The sequence below is a fragment of the Mesorhizobium sp. M1088 genome, from assembly GCF_040318575.1.
Lineage (GTDB): Bacteria > Pseudomonadota > Alphaproteobacteria > Rhizobiales > Rhizobiaceae > Mesorhizobium.
Window position 1 is genome coordinate 191,773 of record NZ_JAMYMO010000006.1, and the last position, 20,709, is coordinate 212,481.

General features: G+C 63.0%; 21 protein-coding genes. 11 read left to right on the forward strand and 10 right to left on the reverse strand.

Features of this window, described 5'->3' with window-relative positions; translation table 11 throughout:
* Nucleotides 1-132 precede the first annotated feature (132 nt).
* From NKH49_RS10520 to NKH49_RS10530, 3 genes are all read left to right on the forward strand, one after another.
* Nucleotides 133-492, forward strand: a complete 360-nt coding sequence (locus NKH49_RS10520; protein ID WP_352473985.1) for a septal ring lytic transglycosylase RlpA family protein — start codon at nucleotides 133-135, stop codon at nucleotides 490-492.
* Nucleotides 493-747: 255 nt separating this feature from the next.
* Entirely contained in the window at nucleotides 748-2,025 is a 1,278-nt protein-coding gene (locus NKH49_RS10525; protein WP_352473986.1) for a polyhydroxyalkanoate depolymerase, read from the forward strand.
* A 212-nt stretch (nucleotides 2,026-2,237) separates the two neighbouring features.
* A complete protein-coding gene (locus NKH49_RS10530) occupies nucleotides 2,238-2,855 on the forward strand; it encodes a transglutaminase-like cysteine peptidase (RefSeq protein ID WP_352614692.1) in 618 nt (205 codons plus the stop codon).
* A 9-nt stretch (nucleotides 2,856-2,864) separates the two neighbouring features.
* On the opposite strand, the gene NKH49_RS10535 is transcribed toward NKH49_RS10530, so the two are convergent.
* The 4 genes from NKH49_RS10535 to NKH49_RS10550 are packed head-to-tail and all read right to left on the reverse strand — an operon-like array spanning nucleotide 2,865 to nucleotide 5,657.
* Nucleotides 2,865-3,233 (reverse strand): helix-turn-helix domain-containing protein, encoded by a 369-nt coding sequence (locus NKH49_RS10535; RefSeq protein WP_352473989.1) that lies wholly within the window; start codon nucleotides 3,231-3,233, stop codon nucleotides 2,865-2,867.
* 53 nt (nucleotides 3,234-3,286) lie between these two features.
* On the reverse strand, nucleotides 3,287-3,823 hold the full coding sequence (locus tag NKH49_RS10540) for a Smr/MutS family protein (RefSeq protein ID WP_352473990.1): 537 nt from the start codon (nucleotides 3,821-3,823) through the stop codon (nucleotides 3,287-3,289).
* Nucleotides 3,820-4,926: a murein transglycosylase A gene (gene mltA / locus NKH49_RS10545; RefSeq protein ID WP_352926019.1), complete on the reverse strand. Its 1,107-nt coding sequence runs from the start codon at nucleotides 4,924-4,926 to the stop codon at nucleotides 3,820-3,822. The genes NKH49_RS10540 and mltA overlap by 4 nt, the downstream gene beginning before the upstream one ends.
* 23 nt (nucleotides 4,927-4,949) lie before the next feature.
* Nucleotides 4,950-5,657, reverse strand: a complete 708-nt coding sequence (locus tag NKH49_RS10550; protein WP_352926021.1) for a Tim44/TimA family putative adaptor protein — start codon at nucleotides 5,655-5,657, stop codon at nucleotides 4,950-4,952.
* A gap of 199 nt (nucleotides 5,658-5,856) precedes the next feature.
* Between NKH49_RS10550 and NKH49_RS10555 the strand changes: the two genes are divergently transcribed.
* On the forward strand, nucleotides 5,857-6,348 hold the full coding sequence (locus NKH49_RS10555) for an FxsA family protein (RefSeq protein WP_352491248.1): 492 nt from the start codon (nucleotides 5,857-5,859) through the stop codon (nucleotides 6,346-6,348).
* Nucleotides 6,349-6,461: 113 nt separating this feature from the next.
* Complete coding sequence (gene secB / locus NKH49_RS10560; protein ID WP_352453643.1) at nucleotides 6,462-6,965, forward strand: protein-export chaperone SecB; 504 nt, start codon at nucleotides 6,462-6,464, stop codon at nucleotides 6,963-6,965.
* A gap of 254 nt (nucleotides 6,966-7,219) precedes the next feature.
* Here the strand turns inward: secB and dnaQ are convergent, their stop codons facing one another.
* From dnaQ to NKH49_RS10585, 5 genes are all read right to left on the reverse strand, one after another.
* Nucleotides 7,220-7,942 carry a DNA polymerase III subunit epsilon gene (gene dnaQ, locus NKH49_RS10565; protein ID WP_352473994.1) on the reverse strand — a complete coding sequence of 241 codons (723 nt, stop codon included), beginning with the start codon at nucleotides 7,940-7,942 and terminating at the stop codon, nucleotides 7,220-7,222.
* 86 nt (nucleotides 7,943-8,028) lie between these two features.
* The gene (coaE, locus tag NKH49_RS10570; RefSeq protein WP_352473995.1) at nucleotides 8,029-8,631 is read right to left on the reverse strand and encodes a dephospho-CoA kinase; all 603 of its coding nucleotides are present in this window, start codon (nucleotides 8,629-8,631) and stop codon (nucleotides 8,029-8,031) included.
* Nucleotides 8,628-9,470 (reverse strand): shikimate dehydrogenase, encoded by an 843-nt coding sequence (locus tag NKH49_RS10575; protein WP_352614686.1) that lies wholly within the window; start codon nucleotides 9,468-9,470, stop codon nucleotides 8,628-8,630. Before NKH49_RS10575 ends, coaE begins: the two co-directional genes overlap by 4 nt.
* Nucleotides 9,463-10,062, reverse strand: coding sequence for a Maf-like protein (locus tag NKH49_RS10580; protein ID WP_352473997.1), 600 nt, complete (start codon nucleotides 10,060-10,062; stop codon nucleotides 9,463-9,465). Before NKH49_RS10580 ends, NKH49_RS10575 begins: the two co-directional genes overlap by 8 nt.
* 218 nt (nucleotides 10,063-10,280) lie before the next feature.
* On the reverse strand, nucleotides 10,281-11,099 hold the full coding sequence (locus NKH49_RS10585) for a pyruvate, water dikinase regulatory protein (protein ID WP_254817949.1): 819 nt from the start codon (nucleotides 11,097-11,099) through the stop codon (nucleotides 10,281-10,283).
* Nucleotides 11,100-11,500: 401 nt separating this feature from the next.
* Between NKH49_RS10585 and hemE the strand changes: the two genes are divergently transcribed.
* The 3 genes from hemE (at nucleotide 11,501) to rho (ending at nucleotide 14,509) form a co-directional block, all read left to right on the forward strand.
* Nucleotides 11,501-12,529: a uroporphyrinogen decarboxylase gene (gene hemE / locus NKH49_RS10590; RefSeq protein ID WP_352614683.1), complete on the forward strand. Its 1,029-nt coding sequence runs from the start codon at nucleotides 11,501-11,503 to the stop codon at nucleotides 12,527-12,529.
* Nucleotides 12,530-12,534: 5 nt separating this feature from the next.
* Complete coding sequence (gene hemJ / locus NKH49_RS10595; RefSeq protein ID WP_352614786.1) at nucleotides 12,535-13,077, forward strand: protoporphyrinogen oxidase HemJ; 543 nt, start codon at nucleotides 12,535-12,537, stop codon at nucleotides 13,075-13,077.
* Between the two features lie 166 nt (nucleotides 13,078-13,243).
* A complete protein-coding gene (rho, locus tag NKH49_RS10600) occupies nucleotides 13,244-14,509 on the forward strand; it encodes a transcription termination factor Rho (protein ID WP_023675925.1) in 1,266 nt (421 codons plus the stop codon).
* Nucleotides 14,510-14,558: 49 nt separating this feature from the next.
* Here rho and NKH49_RS10605 read toward each other — a convergent pair whose 3' ends face one another.
* The gene (locus NKH49_RS10605; protein WP_352614681.1) at nucleotides 14,559-16,577 is read right to left on the reverse strand and encodes a thioredoxin domain-containing protein; all 2,019 of its coding nucleotides are present in this window, start codon (nucleotides 16,575-16,577) and stop codon (nucleotides 14,559-14,561) included.
* 58 nt (nucleotides 16,578-16,635) lie between these two features.
* On the opposite strand from NKH49_RS10605, the gene mnmE reads away from it, so the two are divergent.
* The 3 genes from mnmE (at nucleotide 16,636) to rsmG (ending at nucleotide 20,694) form a co-directional block, all read left to right on the forward strand.
* Nucleotides 16,636-17,964: a tRNA uridine-5-carboxymethylaminomethyl(34) synthesis GTPase MnmE gene (gene mnmE, locus NKH49_RS10610; protein WP_352614679.1), complete on the forward strand. Its 1,329-nt coding sequence runs from the start codon at nucleotides 16,636-16,638 to the stop codon at nucleotides 17,962-17,964.
* Between the two features lie 202 nt (nucleotides 17,965-18,166).
* Nucleotides 18,167-20,056 carry a tRNA uridine-5-carboxymethylaminomethyl(34) synthesis enzyme MnmG gene (gene mnmG / locus NKH49_RS10615; RefSeq protein ID WP_352614677.1) on the forward strand — a complete coding sequence of 630 codons (1,890 nt, stop codon included), beginning with the start codon at nucleotides 18,167-18,169 and terminating at the stop codon, nucleotides 20,054-20,056.
* Nucleotides 20,053-20,694 carry a 16S rRNA (guanine(527)-N(7))-methyltransferase RsmG gene (rsmG, locus tag NKH49_RS10620; RefSeq protein WP_352614676.1) on the forward strand — a complete coding sequence of 214 codons (642 nt, stop codon included), beginning with the start codon at nucleotides 20,053-20,055 and terminating at the stop codon, nucleotides 20,692-20,694. The genes mnmG and rsmG overlap by 4 nt, the downstream gene beginning before the upstream one ends.
* The last annotated feature ends 15 nt before the right edge of the window (nucleotides 20,695-20,709 follow it).

Below are 20,709 nucleotides of genomic sequence, written 5' to 3' on the forward strand. Positions count from 1 at the left end.
ATCTCTGACAAATTGTTTCGCATCGACTCCAAACGTGTAACATTGCCATGGAACCGACAGATCATTGCCGCATTTGCTGCCTCATTCGTCCCTAACCGCTGCGGGTCTGTCAACGGAGCCAGTCCCCAACACATGAACAAAAGCAACCAGACCGCGCTTGTCGCGGCCACGATCGCGGCTGGCCTGATGGTCGGCGCATCCACTGCCAGCGCCGCCGCTCAGTGCGGCCGTGCGTCCTGGTACTCACTGCATTCCAGAACCGCTTCCGGCGAACGCATGAACCCGTCGGCGCTGACCGCCGCGCATCGCAGCCTGCCGTTCGGCACCAAGCTGAAGGTGACCAATCGCAACAATGGCCGCAGTGTCGTCGTGCGCATCAACGACCGCGGCCCGTTCATCAAGGGGCGGATGCTCGATCTGTCGAAGGGCGCCGCCAGTCAGCTTGGCTTCATCAGCTCGGGCCATACGGCCGTCTGCATGGCACGGGTCTAACGGCCGCCACGGCCGGACACCGCCTCCGACGCTCGTCCCCAATAGCCGTGCTGCCTGCCTGGCCTTCGCAGGTGCACATTGAGCCGGCTGTTGCCGTTCCAGGCGGATTCTCAACGCCTTGGACGAAAGAACGAGCCTAAATCACGCAAGTTGACGTATTGCATCGCAGCAGATTGTTGCTAACTTCCCCGCAAGGCATTCAAGGCTCGGCGCTGCTCGTCGGCCCTTCGATCGCAGTCGGCAGCGGGGTTCTCGATGTTCTACCAGCTCTACGAACTGAACCACGCCGCCTTGCAGCCGGCGCGCCTCTATGCCGATGCGGTGCGCCTGTTCTACTCCAATCCGCTCAACCCGGTCTCACACACGTCCTGGGGTCGCTCGGTTGCGGCAACGGCCGAACTGTTCGAGCGCACGACGCGCCGCTACGGCAAGCCGCAATTCGGCCTGACCAAGACCGTGGTCGACTGGAAAACCGTCGAGGTCAGCGAACATACCGTCTGGTCGCGGCCGTTCTGCAACCTGGTCCGTTTCGAGCGGGCGGTTCCTGCTGGGCGCCGACCGGATCCGAAACTGTTGATCGTCGCGCCGATGTCTGGCCACTACGCGACGCTGCTGCGCGGCACGGTTGAGGCGATGCTGCCCTATGCCGACGTGCATATCACCGACTGGGTCGACGCCCGCATGGTGCCGCTTGCCGACGGCAGCTTCGATCTTGACGACTATATCGACTACATCGTCGACATGCTGCATGCGCTGGGTCCCGACACCCATGTGATGGCGGTGTGCCAGCCTTCGGTGCCGGTGCTGGCGGCGGCGGCACTGATGGAAGCCAAGGGTGATCCGTTCGTGCCCTCGACGATGACGCTGATGGGCGGGCCGATCGACACGCGCCGCAATCCGACGGCGGTCAATCTGCTGGCGCAGGAAAAGGGCATCGACTGGTTCCGCGACAACGTCATCATGCGCGCGCCCTGGCCGGTGCCGGGCTTCGGCCGCGAGGTCTATCCCGGCTTCCTGCAGCTTTCGGGGTTCATGAGCATGAACCTCGACCGCCACATCATCGCCCACAAGGACTTCTTCATGCATCTGGTGAAGCATGACGGCGACAATGCCGAGAAGCACCGCGAGTTCTACGACGAATATCTGGCGGTGATGGATCTGACGGCGGAATTCTACCTGCAGACCGTCGACACCGTGTTTGTCCGCCAGGCCTTGCCCAAGGGCACGATGACGCATCGCGGCGTGGCGGTCGACCCTTCGGCGATCCGCAATGTCGCCCTGTTCACGGTCGAGGGCGAGAACGACGACATCTCCGGCCTCGGCCAGACCAAGGCTGCGCACGACCTGTGCATCAACATCCCGGCCGACAGGCACGCCCATTACATGCAGCCGGCGGTCGGCCATTATGGTGTGTTCAACGGCTCGCGCTTCCGCTCCGAAATCGTGCCGCGCATCGTCGACTTCATTACCAGCTACGGCCGTCAGAACCGTGTTGCGGTCAAGCCCAAGCTGGTCAGGACCGGCAAGAAATAGGCGACCAGTGATGATGCCCGTCAATCCGCATCAGGTCGGTCAATGCCAAAATCATCGGTTGGCGGGGCCGTGCGGCCGGTCGACCTGTTGCACAATAGTCGCGTTGGCGCCACGCGGGTAACCATGCCGCAAAAATCAATCCATCCTCATAATTGACACGGACTGTAAATACCCCTTAACGTTTCGTTAACAACAAGGGACAAGCGGGGACAATGATTTCCTCACCAATGGCGAGAACGCTGCGCCTGTGTGCGCTGGCCGGACTTACTGTGGCGGCAGGTTGGGCCGGTTCGGCCTCGGCAGCCAGCCCGATGATAACAGGTGGCCCGACCTCGCAGCCGATCGGCCATTATGATTTCTGCAAGAGCTACGCGTCCGAATGTTCGATCCGCCCGAAGGATCTGTCGCCCGCCAGCCTGACCGGCTCGCTGTGGCGCAAGCTGCTCAGCGTCACGACAAGGGTCAACGCCGCCGTCAAGCCGGAGAGCGACTTCGACATCTACGGCAAGGACGAGGTCTGGGCCTATCCCGACAAGGGCGTCGGCGATTGTGAGGACTATGTCCTGGAAAAGCGCCGTGAGCTGAACCGGCTGGGCGTCTCGTTTGCCGATCTGCTGATGACCGTCGTGCGCAAACCGGATGGCGAAGGCCACGCGGTGCTGACGGTGCGCACCGACAAGGGCGACTACATCCTCGACAATCTGACCGACCAGGTCCGCTCCTGGGACCAGACCGGCTATCGTTTCCTCAAGCGGCAGGCGATCGACAATACCGGCCGCTGGGTCTCGATCCGCGGCGGCCAGCAGGTGCTGGTCGGCTCTGTCCAGTAACAAGGCAGCTCATTTCGGTCGTGCCAGTGCGGCGCGGAGCGACGCAATGATGCGGCGAAGCTCGGCTTCGTCAAGCTTTTCGATGTTGTCGGCCAGAAGGTTGGCAAGCTCGGTCGCCGCCGGGCTAAGGCCCGACGTGTCGAGCTTGACACGCGGATGCGAGGTTTCGGCCAGCCGCGCCAGTTCCTCGGCGTCGTCCCAGATGATGTTGAAATAGCCGATGATCTTCTGGATCAGCGTCCAGCTCGGCGCACCGCGGCGGCCGTGTTCCAGCGCCGAGAGATAGGCTGCGCTGACGCCGATCGCCTTGGCCATGTCCTTCTGGCTGACGCCGCGCTCGTTTCGCAGCACGCGAAGCTTTTCGCCGAATGGGGTCACAAGCGCACCTTCATGGGTGCATCCTCATAGGTGCGTCCCTCATCGGCGTTTCCTCATGAGCGCGCCCGCCGCAAGCGGATATAGAGCGCACCCGAGCCGCCATGTTTGCGGGCGGCATGGTCGTGGCTGGAGACGAGGGGCCGGAAGGCGGGTGTCGACAGCCATGACGGCACGGCGCGCCGCAAGACGCCATCGCCGCCCGACGAAGAGCCCTTGCCGGTGATCACGAGGACGTAGCGGATGCCGCCGGCATGCGCCCGGTGCAGAAAGGAAAACAGCAGCGAATAGGCTTCGTCCTGCGTCAGGCCATGCAGGTCGACGCGGCCCTCGATCGGCAGCCGGCCCTTCGACAGCTTGTCCAGCGTCGGTTCATCGAGTGCGTGGGAGACATGCTGCGCCTTCGGCTTTGCGGCCGTGGCAGCATTGCCCGCGACCTGTGCCGGCGGCGGCGCCTGCCTGGTCTCGTCGATCTCCGGCCCGACGTGCGGAATTTCGACGGCGGTTCTGCCCTTCAGCGGTTTTGCCGTGTGCGCCACCAGGTTCCACAGCACCCGGTCGTCCTCGCTCAGCCTATCGATGCGCCGGGTCATCGGCCTGCTCCTGAAACCAGCGGCCGGGGGACCAGCGCATAAAAATCTGCGGCGTTGCGGATAACGCCGGCGATCTCGCCGGCAGCATCGCCCGACCCGGCAAACAGATCGCCGCGGGCCGGCCCGGTGATCGCCGAGCCGGTGTCCTGCGCGATCATCAGCCGCCGGAACGGTTTTCCGTCGAAAGCGGTCAGCGACGGCGCATCGATATGGAAGGGCGTGCCGAACGTGTGCAGCAGCCGGTCGACGGCGATCGAGCGGCCGGGTGTCAGCGCCACCTTGGCGGCAGCGATCGGGCCGAGCTCTGGGTCGTCGACGCCCATCTCGCGGAAGAAGATGTAGGAGCGGTTGCGCCAAAGGATCTCGTCGACGCGTTCCGGATGCGCCTTGAACCAGGCACGGATCGACTGCATCGTCACTTTCTCCCGCGGGATCTCGCCTTCCTCGCTCAAGATCTTGCCCGGTCCGGTAAAGCGCTGGCCGGATTTGGCGGCATAGGTGATGCGGCGAAGCCTGCCGTCGGTCATCTTGAGGCGTGCCGCGCCCTGCACGTGAATGAAGAAGGCGTCGACCTTGTCGGCGAGCCAGGCGATTTCCAGCCTTTTTCCGGCAAGCGCGCCGCGTTCGATCTCGCCGCGGTCGAAATATTCGACCGGGCCGTTCGGCGCCGCACGAGCAAAGGCGAGATAAGGATCCAAGGCTGAAGGACGATTGCCGTCGTCGATGTCGACTAGGTCGGCCGGGCGCGCCAGCAACGGCACCGAAAACCGTTGCGTGCGTACCGGCGAGGCTTCGACCTCCGGCTCATAAAAGCCGGTGACCAGGCCGGGACCACCATCTTCGGCATCGATACGGGCCGGAACGAAATGGCGCTCGAAAAAGCTTCGAGCCTGCGACCGATTCGCCGGCGAAATGGTGCGCGCTTCGGCATAGGCGTCGACAAAGCCATTGTAGTCGACGCCGAGCGCGCCGGAGCGGTAGGGTTTGCTCAGGATATGAAAGGCCGAGCGGCGAAAGGCGTCAAAGGCAGCAAGATGGTCGTCCTCACCCCAGCCCGGCAATTCGCCAAAGGATTTTTCGCTGAAGGCTCGAGAAAGCGACACGACAGCCTCCGCCGCCGTCCAGTTCAGTCTTCTTCTTCGGTGGCGACGAGCTTCCAGTTCGGATCGCGCGAGCGCGCGTCACGAGCGAAGGTCCAGACATCCTTGACCTCGGCGACGGTTTCGGGATCGCCGTCGATGACGGCGCCGGCCTTGTCGCGGGTCGCCGAAATCAGTTCGCTGACAATGCGCAGCGTGATGTGGGCCTCGCTGCCCTTCATCTCGGCCGAAACGATGTCGGCCTTGTCGATGCCGACGAAGGAGGACTGGATCTTTTCGGCTTTCGCCTCACGGTCGCCGATGGCCGCGACGAAGCCGTCATAGACCTCGCGCGACAAAAGGTTCTTCAGCGTTTTGCGGTCGCCATCGGCGTAGGCCATGACGTTCATCTCGTAGGCCATCTTGGCGCCGTCGACGAAGGTCTTCGGGTCGAAGGTCGGATCATTGTCCTTGATCGCCCGCAGGCCCCGGTTGAGATCGGTGTCCGGCTTGGCAAAGGCATCGATCGCCACATAGGCATCGGCCGCCGGCTCTCCCGCCAGGCGCTTGCGCGGCAGCGAGACCACGTTCTCGGGTTTCTGGGCGGCATCCTTGTCGTTTTTGCGCGCTGCCGTATATGGATCGAAGGGTGGGCGCTCGTTGCCCGTGCGTCGGCCAAGCACGTTGCGCAGCTGGAAGAAGATCACCACCGCCGCAATCAGAAAGAAAATCGTGCCGAAGTCGAAGAAGCCCATATCTTGCGCCAATCAATCCCTGCTTTGGCCGGACCAGCGGCCAAGCAAGGGCCGCGATCACATAGCGTTCAGTATCCAAAGCATATAGAACGCATGGCGCAATCATTCAAATCAAAGGCAGCCATACCTATCTAACAGCTCTGGTGCCAGCGGCGATTGCTCGCCGGCCGGCAAAACATCGAAAACGATCGGTCAAGATTTGCGTATCTCGCTGCTTCCCCTGTTCATTCTCGCGCTTCCACTGCTGGAGATAGCCGGTTTCGTTATTGTCGGCCGCCAGGTCGGCGCGCTGGCGACAGTCGGCTTGGTGATGGCCTCGAGTGTCGCCGGCGCCCTGCTGCTGCGGCACCAGGGTTTTGGCGTCATGGCCAGGGTCCGTGCCGAAATGGATGCCGGGCGTGATCCGAGCGGCCAGCTTGCGCATGGCGCCATGATCGTGCTGGCAGCGATCCTTTTGATCATCCCCGGCTTCATCTCGGATATTTTCGGCCTTCTGCTGTTCCTGCCGCCGGTGCGCGATCTTGCCTGGCGGATGCTGAAAGGCCGCATCGTGCTGGCAACCGATTTCAGCAGTGGTTTGCGGGCAAGGCAACGCGGCAAGACCATCGATCTCGACGACGGCGACTATTCGCGGGCCGACGACCATACGCGCGGACCGGGTTCTCCCTGGCGCCGCCTCAAGGACGAGTAGCTGCAAGGCAACCGGCGTCTTTTGCAAACTTGTCTTGTCGGGCCGGCCATGATAGCGAACGCCCGAATTTCAATCCGGTCAGCAACGCTGCCCAGGCAAAAGGACCACAGCTTATGGCCAGCAACGACGACGCGCCGACCGGCGCAGCCAACGGTAATGGAAATGCGGCGCAGCCTTCGCTCAACGTGCTTGCGCAATATGTGAAGGACCTGTCCTTCGAAAGCCCCGGCGCACCGAACTCGTTGCGCGGCCGCGACAAGGCTCCGGGCATCGCCATCAATGTCAACGTCAACGCCAACCCGCTTTCGGACAAGCAGTTCGACGTCAATTTGACGCTGAACGCAAAAGCGTCGTTCGACCAGGAAGTGCTGTTCAACGTCGAGCTGGTCTATGGCGGCGTCTTCTCCATCAGCGGCTTCCCGCAGGAGCACATGCTGCCGATCCTGTTCATCGAATGCCCGCGGCTGCTGTTCCCGTTCGCCCGGCAGATCATCGCCGAGGCAACACGCAACGGCGGCTTCCCGCCGCTGATGCTAGACCCGATCGATTTCGCGCAGATGTTCCAGCAGAAGCTGGCCGAGGACCAGGCTGCCGCCGCCAAGGTCAAGGTGAGCTGAGGCTGGTTGGCTCGCAGCGTTTGAAAAACCCGGCGCGAAGCCGGGTTTTTTGTTTGAGACGCCGGCGGGGCAGTACCCCCCTCTGGCCTGCCGGCCATCTCCCCCTCAAGGGGGGAGATCGGACTTCACGTCAGCCTTCGCCAATCCTTCATCGCCGCAGGAATGAGCGAGACGCTGGGTCTGCCAATCTCCCCCCTTGAGGGGGAGATGTCCGGCAGGACAGAGGGGGGCGCGAAGGATCACTCCGGTCAAAATCACTGTGCCGCGGAACTCGCTTCCGGGGGGACGCGCAGCCACAGCGCTTTTTCGCCGAGGCTGCCAACCATGCCTGCGTGTGCTGCGCGCTCGGCATCGGTCAGGCGCGACGGCAAGGCGATCGGCCGCACACCGATCGAAATATCGATGTCGTCGACATTCTGCCTGCCGCCCGCCGGAGTCAGGATGCTGTCGAGGATAAGGCTTGCCTGCTTGCCGCCGATGAGCTCGATATAGACCTCGGCCAGCAATTCCGAATCGAGCAGCGCGCCGTGCTTGGTGCGGCGGCCGTTGTCGATGCCGTAGCGGCGGCAGAGCGCGTCGAGCGAATTGGGGCCCATCGGATGCTTGCGGCGCGCCAGCGCCAGCGTGTCGACGATCCGTCCCGGATCGATGGCCGGATGGCCAAGCCGGCCGAATTCGAGATTGAGGAAGCCGATGTCGAAGCCGGCATTGTGCGCGACCAGTTTGGCGCCGTCGATGAAGGCCAGAAACTCCTCGGCGATCTCCATGAAAGTCGGCTTGCCCTGAAGATCGGCGGCACTGATGCCGTGCACGGCCTGCGCCTCGTGATGGATCTGGCGGCCTTGCGGGTTGATATATTTGTGGAAGGTTCGGCCGGTCGGGAAACGGTTGACCAATTCGACGCCGCCAAGCTCGATGACCCGGTCCTCGCGCGTGTCGAGGCCGGTGGTTTCCGTATCGAAGATGATCTCACGCATCGAATCAGTCCACTGGTTCCGGCATCATTCTAGCCGAATCACACCAGGAACAAAATGGCAACAAGTAATGCGGGTCTGCAAGCCTCTTAACCAGGCCTGGCTGCCTTATCCACGACTAGTTCGGCGATGATGGCCTTGACGGCCGCGCGAGTGGCGTCAAAGCCCTGACCGGTGTCGATGACAAAGTCGGCGCGCCGGCGCTTTTCGGTGTCGGGAACCTGCCTGGCCAGGATCGACGCCAGTTTCTCCTCGTTCATGCCCGGCCGCGCCAGCACGCGGGCGCGCTGGACTTCGGGCGGCGCGGTGACGACCACGACCTTGTCGACGCGGTTGCGGCCGCCGGTCTCGAACAGCAGCGGTATATCGAGCACGGCAAGCGGCGCGCCGGCGGCACGATGTTCAGCCAGGAAGGCATCGGCGTCGGCACGGACCAGCGGATGGATGATCGCTTCCAGCCGTTTCAGCGCGGCGGCGTCGCCGAGCACCCGCTCCGCCAGTGCCGCGCGGTCGACCGCACCGGATCGGGTGGTGCCGGGAAAGGCCGCCTCGACCAAGGGCGCGGCCTTGCCGGCATAAAGGCGATGCACCGCCTCGTCGGAATCATGGACCGGCACGCCGGCTTCGGCGAACATCTTGGCCGCGGTCGATTTGCCCATGCCGATCGATCCGGTGAGGCCGAGCACGATCATTTTATCGCGCCGATATCGGCAGTAATTATTTGCCGCAGTTCGGCGGTGACTTCTGGCCTGATGCCGAACCACCGCTCGAAGCCGGGCACCGCCTGGTGCAGCAGCATGCCGAGCCCATCGACGGTTCTCAGGCCGCGCGCTTTGGCGGTAGCAAGCAGCGGCGTCTCCAGCGGCACGTAGACGATGTCGGTGACGATGGCGCGGTCCGGCAGTCTGCCTGGATCCGCGGACAGGCCTTCATTGCCATGCATGCCGAGCGCTGTCGTGTTGACCAGCAGGCCGGCATCTTCGAGCAATTCGCCGGTCGCCGCGAGGTTGTGGGCGGAAACGCCGGCACCGAAGCGGTCGCGCAGCTCCTGCGCCCTCGCAAGCGTCCGGTTGACGATGCGGATGTCGCTGACGCCGCGCTGCTTCAGCGCATGGATGACCGCGCGAGCGGCGCCGCCGGCACCGAGCACCACGGCGGGGCCGTTGGCCGCCCAGCCCGGTGCATATTCGTCCAGATTGGCGGCAAAGCCATGGGCATCGGTGTTGCCGCCGCACAATTCGCCATTCTCGAACCACAGCGTATTGACCGCACCTATCTGTTCGGCGTCGGCGTCGCGGCGCGCCGCCAGTGCGAAGGCGGCTTCCTTGTGCGGGATGGTGACGTTGCCGCCGCGATAGACTTGTGCCTGCAGCGTCTGCAGGAATTCGGCAAACGCCTCCGGTGCAACGTCGATTGCCTCGTAGACGCCGTCGATGCCGTATTTCGCCAGCCAGTGGCCGTGGATCTTCGGAGACCTGGAATGCGCGATCGGGTGGCCGGTGACGAAGGCTTTTTTCGGGGCCTCAGCCATCGATCGCCCCGAACTCACGCAGCTTGGCCAGCACCGGCAAAAGTGGCAGGCCGACAATAGTAAAATAGTCGCCTTCGATTTTTTCGAACAGCTGGATGCCTTCGCCTTCGATCTGGTAAGCGCCGACGCTGGACAACGCCTTGGCGCCGACGCGCGCCAGATGGCGGCCGATGAAGGCCGGATCGAGCTTGCGCATGGTCAGGCTGGCGATGCCGACATGCCGCCACAGAACCTGGCCGTCACGGCCGAGCACGACGGCGCTGTTGAGATGATGCGTCTTGCCCGACAGCGCCAGCAGATGACGGCGCGCTCCTTCCATGTCGGCCGGCTTGTGGAACAGCTCGTCGCCGAGCGACAGCGTCTGGTCGCAGCCGAGCACCAGGGCGCCGGGCTTGCGCTCACTGACGTCGGTGGCCTTGGCTTCGGCGAGCACCAGGGCGACGTCCTCCGGCGACACGCCAGTGTTCTGCAGCGGCGCCTCGAGCGCGCGCTCATCGACAGAAGCCGGAACCGCTTCGACAGTGACGCCGGCATTGACGAGCAGCGCCTTGCGGAACGGGCTGCCCGAGGCAAGGATGATTTTTTCAGCCATTTTTTTCGCCTGATTTTTCGTGATCTCAACTGCCGAAGTCGGTGCCGCCCCTCATCCGCCTGCCGGCACCTTCTCCCCGTATAGTGACGGGGAGAAGAGACATGGCCGCAACCTCGGCGATCCCCCTCTCCCCGTTTTTCACGGGGAGAGGGTAAGGGTGAGGGGCGGCGCCGACGCTCGGCACGGATTTCAACCCGCCTTCAATTCCGGTTCGGCATCTACCGCGTCTTGCCGCGCAGGGCAACGATGGCCGCCGCTGTCTCCTCGATCGAACGGCGGCTGACGTCGATCATCGGCCAGCCGTGCCGCGTGCATATCTGGCGGGCATAGGCGAGCTCTTCGGCGATCGCGGCGCGGTCGACATAGTCGGTCGGTTCGTAGGCGCTGGTGCCGAGAATGCGGTTCTGCCGGACCTGCGAGATCCGTTCGGCGGTGGCGACCAGGCCGACGATCAGCGGCCTCGTGGCATTGACCAGGCTTTCGGGCACCGGAACGCCGAGCACGATCGGGATGTTGGCGGTCTTGATGCCGCGATTGGCGAGATAGATGCTGGTCGGCGTCTTCGAGGTGCGGGAGATGCCGACGAGCACGATGTCGGCATCATCCATATTGGCCGGCAGCTGGCCATCGTCATGCTCCATGGTGAAGTTGAGCGCGTCGATGCGGCGGAAATATTCGGCGTCCAGCACATGCTGGGCACCGACGCGGCGGCCGGCCGGCGTGCCGAGATAGGACTGGAACACCGTCAGCACCGGTTCCAGCACCGAGACGCAGGGCAGGCCCATCGCCGCGCAGCGTTCGTCGATGCCGCGGGCAAGCTTCTGGTCGACCACCGTATAGAGGATGATGCCCGGCTCCTCCTCGATATCCTCGAACACCTTCGTCACCTGCTTTTCGGTGCGGATGAGCGGGTAGATATGTTCGATGGCGCGCGCGTCCTTGTATTGCGCGGAAGCCGCGCGGCCGGCGGCCAGCAGCGTTTCGCCGGTCGCGTCGGAAATCAGGTGAAGATGAAAGAAGCTTTGCGGTTTGTTCACAGGATACATTCCAGGCTGTGGGCCGATGTGGATAAGCCGGGCGGAAAACTCGGCCACCGCAAAGCGACTGTATCAGATGCCGGTTTGTCCACAATTCGATGTGCTGTCGGCTTCTCCGGGCGGTTGGGGACAAGTCCGGGGACGGAGCTTCTTGCCGTCGCTTCATCCACAGGGGCAATTTCCCTGGCTTGGCGGCAACGCATTGACTCCAGTCGTAAATTCCCGACTTTCCACAAAGTCCTGCAATCCCGTTGGAGAAGCGCGCGACAATATGCTGGCTGGTCTTTTCGAGGGCAAAGCGGGACAGGAGACAACCACCACAACCAACAGACTCTTAGAATCATAAGATTCCTAAAAATAGAATATTTAATTATAGGGAAGCCTGGAAAGGCGAGCGCTCAATGCCTCAAGACCGGATCGTGCTGGACGTGTTGAGAGGCAAGGCGGCGTTTCCGCCACCGCTCTGGGTGATGCGCCAGGCCGGCCGCTATCTGCCGGAATACCGGGAGACGAGGAGACGGGCCGGATCCTTCCTCGATCTTTGCTACGACCCGGATCTCGCCGTCGAAGTGACGCTGCAGCCGATCGAACGCTTCGGCTTCGATGCATCGATCCTGTTTTCCGATATTCTTGTCGTGCCGCATGCGCTCGGCCGCGACGTGCGCTTCGAGGAAGGACGCGGCCCGCTGCTGACGCCGATCACGGCTGCGGAAATTGCGGCTCTCGACGGCGAAACGTTTCACGTGAATCTCGAGCCGGTCTACGAGACGGTGCGGCGGTTGCGCGCCAGACTGCCTGATGAAACGACGCTGATCGGCTTCTGCGGTGCGCCCTGGACGGTGGCGACCTACATGATTGCCGGCCACGGTACGCCCGACCAGGCGCCGGCCAGGCTGTTCGGCTATCGCGAGCCGGCGGCCTTTCTTAGGCTGCTGAAGGTGCTCGCCGATCATTCGGCTGCCTATCTGATCCGCCAGATCGAGGCCGGCGCCGACGTGGTGCAGATCTTCGATTCGTGGTCAGGCGTGCTCGACGAAGCGTCTTTCGAGTTGTTCTGCGTCGAGCCGGTGGCCTCGATCGTCCGGCAAGTGAAGGCTGCCCATCCCAATGTTCCGGTCATCGGCTTTCCCAAGGGCGCGGGAGATCACTATCGAAGCTATCGCCAGAAGACCGGCGTGACCGGGCTGGGTCTCGACTGGACCGTGCCGTTGTCGAGCGCGAAGGAATTGCAGCGTGACGGCGCCGTGCAGGGCAATCTCGATCCGCTGCGGCTTGTAGCCGGCGGCAAAGCGCTTGCCGACGGCGTGGGGGCGATCCTGAAGGCGCTGGGCGACGGACCACTGATCTTCAACCTCGGCCACGGCATCACGCCGGAGACGCCGCTGGCGCATGTCGAGCAGATGGTGAAACTGGTGCGGAGCGCATCGTAACGATGATGGGCGCAGACAATGCGAACAGCACCAACAGCGGTCGAGGGGCGATGCGCCGCGCGGCAATTGCGATCGCCATCTTCCTGGTGCTGGCCGGGCTGCTGTTTTTCTTCGGGCCCGATGATTTCTATCCCTGGGCGAAGGCGATCCATGTGATTGCCGTCATCTCCTGGATGGCTGGCATGCTCTATCTGCCGCGCTTGCTGGTCTATCATGCCGATGCCGAAAAAGGCTCCGTCCAGTCGGAGACTTTCAAGGTGATGGAGCGCCGCCTGCTGCGCGGCATCATCAATCCGGCAATGGTGATCACCTGGGCATTCGGCCTGTGGCTCGCCTGGAAAGGCTTTGGTTTTCAAGGCGGCTGGCTGCATGCCAAGATCGCTGCGGTGGTTGGCCTGTCGGCCGTGCATGGCTATCTCGCCGGCGCCGTCCGGACATTTGCCGAAGACCGCAATGAAAAATCGGCAAGGCACTGGCGGATCGTCAATGAGATCCCTACATTGCTGATGATCGTCATCGTCGTCCTGGTAATCGTGAAACCGTTCTGACGTCTTCGGTTGCCCGCAAAAGGCGGCTTGCTCTTTCAACCGACCGACGATAAAAGACGGGTCTTCCTTCCCGTCATGCGCCGCCCATTTGTCGCTTCGGCCGCGCCCGGCATTTGTCGCATCCCGCCGATATTTTTCCCAAAGCTTACTCAGAGTCCGTCTAATGATGCAAGAAATGAAGCTCACAGAGTTCAAGAACAAGAAACCGCCAGAGCTGATCGCTTATGCGGAATCGCTCGAAGTCGAGAACGCCAGCGTCATGCGCAAGCAGGAGCTAATGTTCGCGATCCTGAAGAGGCTGGCGACCCAGGATATCGAGATCATCGGCGACGGCGTCGTCGAAGTGCTGCAGGACGGCTTTGGCTTCCTGCGCTCCGCCAATGCCAACTATCTGCCGGGTCCCGACGACATCTATATTTCACCGTCGCAGATCCGGCGGTTCTCGCTGAAGACCGGCGATACGGTCGAAGGGCCGATCCGCAGCCCGAAAGAGGGCGAGCGCTATTTCGCGCTGCTCAAGGTCAACACGATCAATTTCGACGACCCGGAAAAAATCCGCCATAAAATTCATTTCGACAATCTGACGCCGCTTTATCCGACCTCGCGGCTGAAGATGGAGATGGAGGTTCCGACCTCCAAGGATATTTCGGCGCGCGTCATCGACCTGGTGGCGCCGCTCGGCAAGGGCCAGCGCGCGTTGATCGTGGCGCAGCCGCGCACCGGCAAGACGGTGCTGCTGCAGAACATCGCCCATTCGATCACCACCAACCATCCGGAATGCTATTTGATCGTGCTTCTGATCGACGAGCGGCCGGAGGAAGTCACCGACATGCAGCGCTCGGTGAAGGGCGAGGTGGTGTCCTCGACCTTCGACGAGCCGGCGGTGCGCCACGTCCAGGTTGCCGAAATGGTCATCGAGAAGGCCAAGCGCCTGGTCGAGCACGGCCGTGACGTCGTCATCCTGCTGGATTCGATCACCCGCCTCGGCCGCGCCTACAACACCGTCGTGCCGTCATCCGGCAAGGTGCTGACCGGTGGTGTCGACGCCAACGCGCTGCAGCGGCCGAAGCGCTTCTTCGGTGCTGCCCGCAATATCGAGGAAGGCGGCTCGCTGACCATCATCGCCACGGCGCTGATCGATACCGGCAGCCGCATGGACGAGGTCATCTTCGAAGAGTTCAAGGGCACCGGCAATTCGGAAATCGTGCTCGACCGCAAGGTGGCGGACAAGCGCATCTATCCGGCCATGGACATCCTCAAATCCGGCACCCGCAAGGAAGACCTGCTGGTTCCGCGCCAGGACCTGCAGAAGATCTTCGTGCTGCGCCGCATCCTGGCGCCGATGGGAACGACCGACGCCATCGAGTTCCTTATCGACAAGCTCAAGCAGACCAAGACCAACGCGGATTTCTTCGATTCGATGAATACGTAAAGGGGGCAAGGCGCTGTCCCGCCGGCGTTCCGGTTCTGTGCACCTCGACCTATCGACGGCGCAACTGCCGCTCGAGTTCCTCAGCGTCGGTTATCACCGGCAGGCAGACCTGCCCCGTGCAGAGCCAGGCGCCGGGCTCGGCCGTTGGCGGCAGGACGCCGCCTGGCAAGGCCGGCAGATTTGTCGCCGAGCCAACAGGCACGACGATGTCCACCCGGCGCGGGTCTGGATTTCGATTCGCAACCGGAACAAGCCTTAGAGTCTCCGGTCTATCCACGATCACCAGCTTCAGCGGTTCAAGCGCCAAGGCACAGGCATTGACTATACCCGCCTGGCCATAGCCCTGGTGCTCCGCCCGCCCGCCCGCGTGCTCTGCGACTGTCCAGGCTTTTTCCCAGATATCGAGATCGCCCGAAAGCGACGACAATCGGACCAGAGCCTCGATGATCTGGCCGGTAGCGGAAGGAATGGCTTCGTCGACATCGCCGCGGATGCGGATCGGCACATCCGCGCTGTCGGACGCGGTCAGATAATAGCCGGTCTTGTCGCTGTCCCGGTGCCAAAGATCGAGTTGCTCAATGAAGTTCCCGGCGCGATCGATGTAGTCGGGATTGCCGGTCGCCTCGAACAGTGAGATGGCGGCGTTGGCCATGGCGGCATAGTCGCTCGACAGAGCCGGAAACAGCTTCTTTGCGCCGAGCATCGAATGCGGCAGGCGGCCGTCACGTCCGGCAGCCGCAATCGCGGCAAAGGCCGTTGCCGCCGCTTCGATCCAGTCGGATCGGCCAAGCGACCGTCCGGCCTCGGCAAGGGCTGCGATCATCAAGCCGTTCCAGTCGGTCAGGGCCTTGCCGTCACGCCCGGGCCGCACGCGCTGTTCCCTCGCTGCCAGCAGCCTTTGCTTGAGCGGAAGCAGAAGGTCACGATCGACGACGCTCTGCGCCTGTTGAGCATCAGTCTGGCAAATGATCGGCTTGCCTTCCCAACCATGCGGATCGGCAAGCGTGAAGTATTTGAAAAACAATGCTGAATCGTCGCCAAGGGCTGCCTCGAGCTCATCCCTGCTCCAGGTGTAGAACAACCCCTCCTCGCCCTCGCTATCGGCATCAAGGCTGGCGGCGAAGGCATCGCCCTCGACTCGCATTTCGCGCAACAGCCAGGCAATGGTCTCTTCGATTCGCAGCCGGAACAATTCCTCGCCGGTTGACGCATAGGCCCAATTGCACAAGCGGATGAGCTGGGCATTGTCGTAGAGCATTTTTTCGAAATGCGGGACCAACCATTCGGCGTCGGTCGAGTAGCGGCTGAGTCCGCCGCCAATATGGTCATAGATGCCACCGGCCAGCATCTTTTCGAGGCTGAGGAGAACGGCGTCGCGGTGCGATGCGGTGCCGTCGCGCAGCCAGGTCAGCCAGAGGCTCTGCATGAACGGCGCGTTGGGGAATTTCGGCGCGCCGCGCAGACCGCCCAAATCGCGGTCGATCATGCTGTCAATGCCATTGGCGAGGTTCGCCAGCATGCCGCGGTCGAGCACGGCCTTGCCATGACTGCCCGCCAGCCTCATCTCGACATGCGTGGTCAGGCCGTCGGCACTCTGGTTAACGCTTTCTTTCTTCTCCCGCCAAGCCTTGTCAACCGCCTCCAGCACCTGGACGAAACCCGGCCGGCCGTAGCGGGCTTCGCGCGGAAAGTAAGTGCCACCCCAGAACGGCTTGCCGTCCGGGGTCAGGAACATGGTCAGCGGCCAGCCGCCCTGCTCGCCCATCGAGGACAGCGCCGCCATGTAGATCTGGTCGATGTCGGGGCGCTCCTCGCGGTCGACCTTGATATTGACGAAGAGACGGTTCATGACGGCGGCGACGTCGTCGTTCTCGAAGCTCTCATGCGCCATGACGTGGCACCAATGGCACGCGGCGTAGCCGACAGAGAGCAGGATCGGACGCTGCAGCACCTTTGCTTCGGCCAGAGCGGCGGGCGACCATGGCCGCCAGTGCACGGGATTGCCGCTGTGCTGCTGCAGATAGGGGCTGGCCTCTTCGGCAAGCAGGTTTTGTGCAGGCAATGTCACGGCACTACTCGATGCGGATTGAACAGGCATAGCTAGGGCGCTTCGGCAGAGCGGGCAAATGATTTCAAAAGACTCCATCGTGGCGCTGTCGAGCGGGCGCCTGCCGGCCGGCATTGCGGTGATCCGGATTTCCGGGCCGCAGAGTCGATTCGCTGTCGAAACGATTGCTGGATCGAAGGTGCCAAACCGCGTTGCCACCTATCGCAAGTTCCGGGCGCCCGACGGATCGGTGCTGGACAGCGGCCTGGTCGTCTTCTTTGCCGGCCCCGACAGTTTTACCGGCGAGGACGTTGCAGAGTTCCATGTTCATGGCGGGCGCGCCGTTGTGGCGAGGATGCTGGAAACGATCGCCTCCTTCGACGGCGTCAGGCATGCCGAGCCTGGCGAATTCACCCGCCGCGCCTTTCTCAACGGCAAGCTCGATCTGGTCGAAACCGAGGCGCTGGCCGATCTCATCAACGCTGAAACCGAGGCGCAGCGGCGCTTTGCCGTTCACAACGCCCAAGGCGTGCAGAGCGAAGTCTATCTGGGCTGGCGCCGACGGCTGATCCACGCCCGCGCGATGATCGAGGCCGAGATCGACTTTGCCGACGAGGATGACGTGCCGGGCTCGGTCGCTGATACGGTCTGGTCCAATGTCCGGGCCATGATCGACGAAATCGAGCGCCACGTCGCCGGCTTCCGCGCTGCCGAAATCATCCGCGACGGGTTCGAAGTGGTAATCCTCGGCGCACCGAATGCCGGCAAGTCCAGCCTGTTCAACGCCTTGGCGCGGCGCGAAGCGGCCATCGTCACCGACGAGCCGGGCACGACCCGCGACCTGCTCGAGGTGGTACTGGACCTGGAAGGGGTGCGGGTCAGGGTAACCGACACCGCCGGTCTGCGCGAGGCGCCCGGCAAGATAGAGGCGATCGGCATCGAGAAGGCCAGGACCAAGGCGCACAGCGCCGATCTGCTGTTGCTGCTTGAGGATCTGGCGGAGCCAATCGCAATCGGTGTGCCGCCGGGCGACATTCAGGCGCTGAGGGTTGGAACAAAAATTGACCTGCTGGGGGGTAAATCGCCCTCGCCTGCGGTGCACTATGATTTCGCTATCTCGACGCGGGACGGCACGGGTCTGGCCGAACTGCTGGACGAGATCGGGCGTCGTGCCGCAGTCCAGATCGGCAAGGCCGGCGATGTCCTGCCGTCGCGGCTGCGGCACGTCGAGCTGCTCAACGAGACGAAACGCTTCCTGCTCGCAGCAGTGGTCAGTGGTGATCGCGGGCAGGAGCTACGGGCCGAGGAACTGCGCCTGGCGGCGGATCGGCTTGGACGCATCGTCGGGGCGGTCGATGTCGAGGATATGCTGGACGTTATTTTTTCGCAGTTCTGTATCGGCAAATGACTCACGTGAAACATTGCCAAGTACCGAGATGCGGGCGTGTCGCTAGCTTGCTCGCTTAGTGGGGGGAAGCCGGTGATGATTCACGTGAAACACGTAGCGATGAACGCAGACGGAATTGTTTCACGTGAAACGACTAGTGGGTGTCCTTGACAGTGCAGGCTCACGGGCACATGTGTCGGCGGATTTGAATCGGAATATACAAATGACCAATCACTATGATGTGGTGGTGGTGGGCGGCGGTCATGCTGGTTGCGAGGCGGCTAGTGCGGCCGCGCGGGCTGGCGCCAGGACCGCGCTGGTGACGCTGTGCTTCGACACGATTGGCGTGATGTCCTGCAATCCGGCGATCGGCGGCCTCGGCAAGGGCCATCTGGTTCGTGAGATCGACGCCATGGACGGGCTGATGGGCCGCGTTGCCGATGCGGCCGGCATCCAGTTCCGTTTGCTCAACCGCCGCAAAGGGCCGGCGGTGCGCGGGCCACGGACGCAGGCCGACCGAAAACTCTATCGGCTCGCCATGCAGGCGGCGATTCGCGAACAGGCTGGCCTCGATGTCATCGAAGGCGAGGTGCTGGATTTCGAAATCAACGACGGGGAAATCGACGACGGACGCATCGCGGCGGTGCTGCTGGCGGATGGAAGCCGGCTCGCCTGCGGCGCCGTGGTGCTGACGACCGGCACTTTTCTGCGCGGGCTGATCCATATCGGCGAGAAGAAGATCGTCGCCGGCCGCATGAACGAGCAGGCGAGCATCGGCCTGTCGGCGACGATGAGCCGCGCCGGCTTCAAGCTCGGGCGGCTGAAGACCGGCACGCCGCCGCGGCTGGACGGCAGGACGATCGATTGGGCGTCACTGGAGAGCCAGGCGGCGGACGAGGACCCCGTGCCGTTCTCGCTGCTGACCGATCGCATCGAAAATCCGCAGATCCATTGCGGCATTACCCGAACGACCAATGCGACGCACGAGCTGATTCGCGCCAATCTCGGCCGCTCGGCCATGTATTCGGGCTCGATCGAAGGCGTCGGGCCGCGTTATTGCCCGTCGATCGAAGACAAGATCGTCAAGTTCGGTGACCGCGAAGGCCACCAGATCTTTCTGGAGCCGGAAGGGCTGGACGACGACACGGTGTACCCGAACGGCATTTCGACCTCGCTGCCCGAGGACGTGCAACTCGACATCCTGAAGACCATTCCGGGGCTGGAGCGGGCAACCATGCTGCAGCCGGGCTATGCCATCGAGTATGACCATGTCGATCCACGCGAGCTCAAGCCGACGCTGGAAACCAGGCGGATCGCCCGCCTTTTCCTCGCCGGCCAGATCAACGGCACCACCGGCTACGAGGAGGCCGGCGCGCAGGGGCTGCTTGCCGGCTTGAATGCGGCGCGCAAGGCGTCGGCGAGCGAGGAAATCGTGCTCAGCCGCACCGAAGCCTATATCGGCGTGATGGTCGACGATTTGACCAGCCGCGGCATTGCCGAACCCTACCGCATGTTCACCTCGCGGGCCGAGTTCCGGCTATCGCTGCGAGCCGACAACGCCGATGAGCGGCTGACGCCACTGGCGATAAGGCTGGGGATTGCCTCGCCGGAGCGGATGCAGCGGTTCAACAATAGTATGCAAGACTTTGAGAAGGCGCGACAGCTCGCCCTCGGCACCACCATGACCCCCAATGAGGCGGCGCGCCATGGGCTCGAAATCAACCGGGACGGCGTCCGCCGCTCGGCCTATGAGCTGCTGGCCTATCCCGGCGTCGACATCGCCTGGCTGGCGCGAATCGAGCCGGCTTTCGCGGCGATCGACAGCAAAACGGCCGAACGTCTTGAAACGGAAGCCAAATATTCTGTCTATCTCGACCGGCAGCAGGCCGATGTTTCGCAGATCAGGCATGAGGAGAGCAGGCTTATTCCCAAATCGCTCGACTTTGCTTCTGTTCCCGGCCTGTCGAACGAGTTGAAGCAGAAGATGCTGGCACGCCAGCCGCGCTCGATTGCCGATGCGCAACGCATGGAAGGCATGACGCCGGCCGCGCTGGCGATTATTGTCGCCCATGTCCGCAATGCCGAGGCGGCCGCGCGAAAGCAGGTCGCGTGAGCGCAGCGTCCTGGGCAAACCTGCAGGCGGCAGCGGGCCCGGTTTCACGTGAAACATTCGATCGCCTGGTCGAGTTCGAGGCCGTCTTCCAGAAATGGAACCGCCGGATCAATCTGGCCGCGCAATCGACGCAGGACGATGTCTGGCGCCGCCACATCCTCGACAGCGCGCAGCTGGCGCGAATCAAACCAGAGGCGAAGCGCTGGGTCGATCTCGGCTCCGGCGGTGGGTTTCCCGGCCTTGTGCTGGCCTTTTTGCTTGCCGAGCGGGACGGCGCCGGTATCGACCTGGTTGAAATCAATCGGAAAAAAGCATCGTTCCTGCAAGCGGTCATCGGACAGTTCAGCCTGCCCGCCAAGGTTATCGCGCGCCGCATCGACGACAGCTATCCTCTTGTTCCTGCACCGCAAATCGTCACAGCCAGGGCACTCGCCTCGCTGCCCGACCTGCTCGACCTGGCGGCACCGTGGCTGACCAAGGGGTCGCGCGGCCTGTTTCACAAAGGCCGGGATTACCGCGCCGAAGTGGCAGAAAGCGCTCAACGATGGTCTTTCGATCTGGTAGAACATGCCAGTGCAACCGACGCACAGGGCGTCATTCTCGAAGTATCCGACTTGCGACAGCACCCTGGCTTGTGACCGGCGACCCAAATG

Bases quoted from the DNA above. Each gene is read 5' to 3' on its own strand.
- dnaQ (WP_352473994.1), bottom strand. From the start codon at position 7,942: ATGCGTGAGATCATCTTCGATACGGAAACCACCGGCCTCGACACGCGC.
- NKH49_RS10525 (WP_352473986.1), top strand. From the start codon at position 748: ATGTTCTACCAGCTCTACGAACTGAACCACGCCGCCTTGCAGCCGGCG.
- NKH49_RS10530 (WP_352614692.1), top strand. From the start codon at position 2,238: ATGATTTCCTCACCAATGGCGAGAACGCTGCGCCTGTGTGCGCTGGCC.
- hemJ (WP_352614786.1), top strand. From the start codon at position 12,535: ATGGGCGCAGACAATGCGAACAGCACCAACAGCGGTCGAGGGGCGATG.
- rho (WP_023675925.1), top strand. From the start codon at position 13,244: ATGCAAGAAATGAAGCTCACAGAGTTCAAGAACAAGAAACCGCCAGAG.
- NKH49_RS10520 (WP_352473985.1), top strand. From the start codon at position 133: ATGAACAAAAGCAACCAGACCGCGCTTGTCGCGGCCACGATCGCGGCT.
- hemE (WP_352614683.1), top strand. From the start codon at position 11,501: ATGCCTCAAGACCGGATCGTGCTGGACGTGTTGAGAGGCAAGGCGGCG.
- mnmG (WP_352614677.1), top strand. From the start codon at position 18,167: ATGACCAATCACTATGATGTGGTGGTGGTGGGCGGCGGTCATGCTGGT.
- coaE (WP_352473995.1), bottom strand. From the start codon at position 8,631: ATGATCGTGCTCGGCCTCACCGGATCGATCGGCATGGGCAAATCGACC.
- NKH49_RS10580 (WP_352473997.1), bottom strand. From the start codon at position 10,062: ATGGCTGAAAAAATCATCCTTGCCTCGGGCAGCCCGTTCCGCAAGGCG.
- secB (WP_352453643.1), top strand. From the start codon at position 6,462: ATGGCCAGCAACGACGACGCGCCGACCGGCGCAGCCAACGGTAATGGA.
- NKH49_RS10575 (WP_352614686.1), bottom strand. From the start codon at position 9,470: ATGGCTGAGGCCCCGAAAAAAGCCTTCGTCACCGGCCACCCGATCGCG.
- mnmE (WP_352614679.1), top strand. From the start codon at position 16,636: ATGATTTCAAAAGACTCCATCGTGGCGCTGTCGAGCGGGCGCCTGCCG.
- NKH49_RS10540 (WP_352473990.1), bottom strand. From the start codon at position 3,823: ATGACCCGGCGCATCGATAGGCTGAGCGAGGACGACCGGGTGCTGTGG.
- NKH49_RS10550 (WP_352926021.1), bottom strand. From the start codon at position 5,657: ATGGGCTTCTTCGACTTCGGCACGATTTTCTTTCTGATTGCGGCGGTG.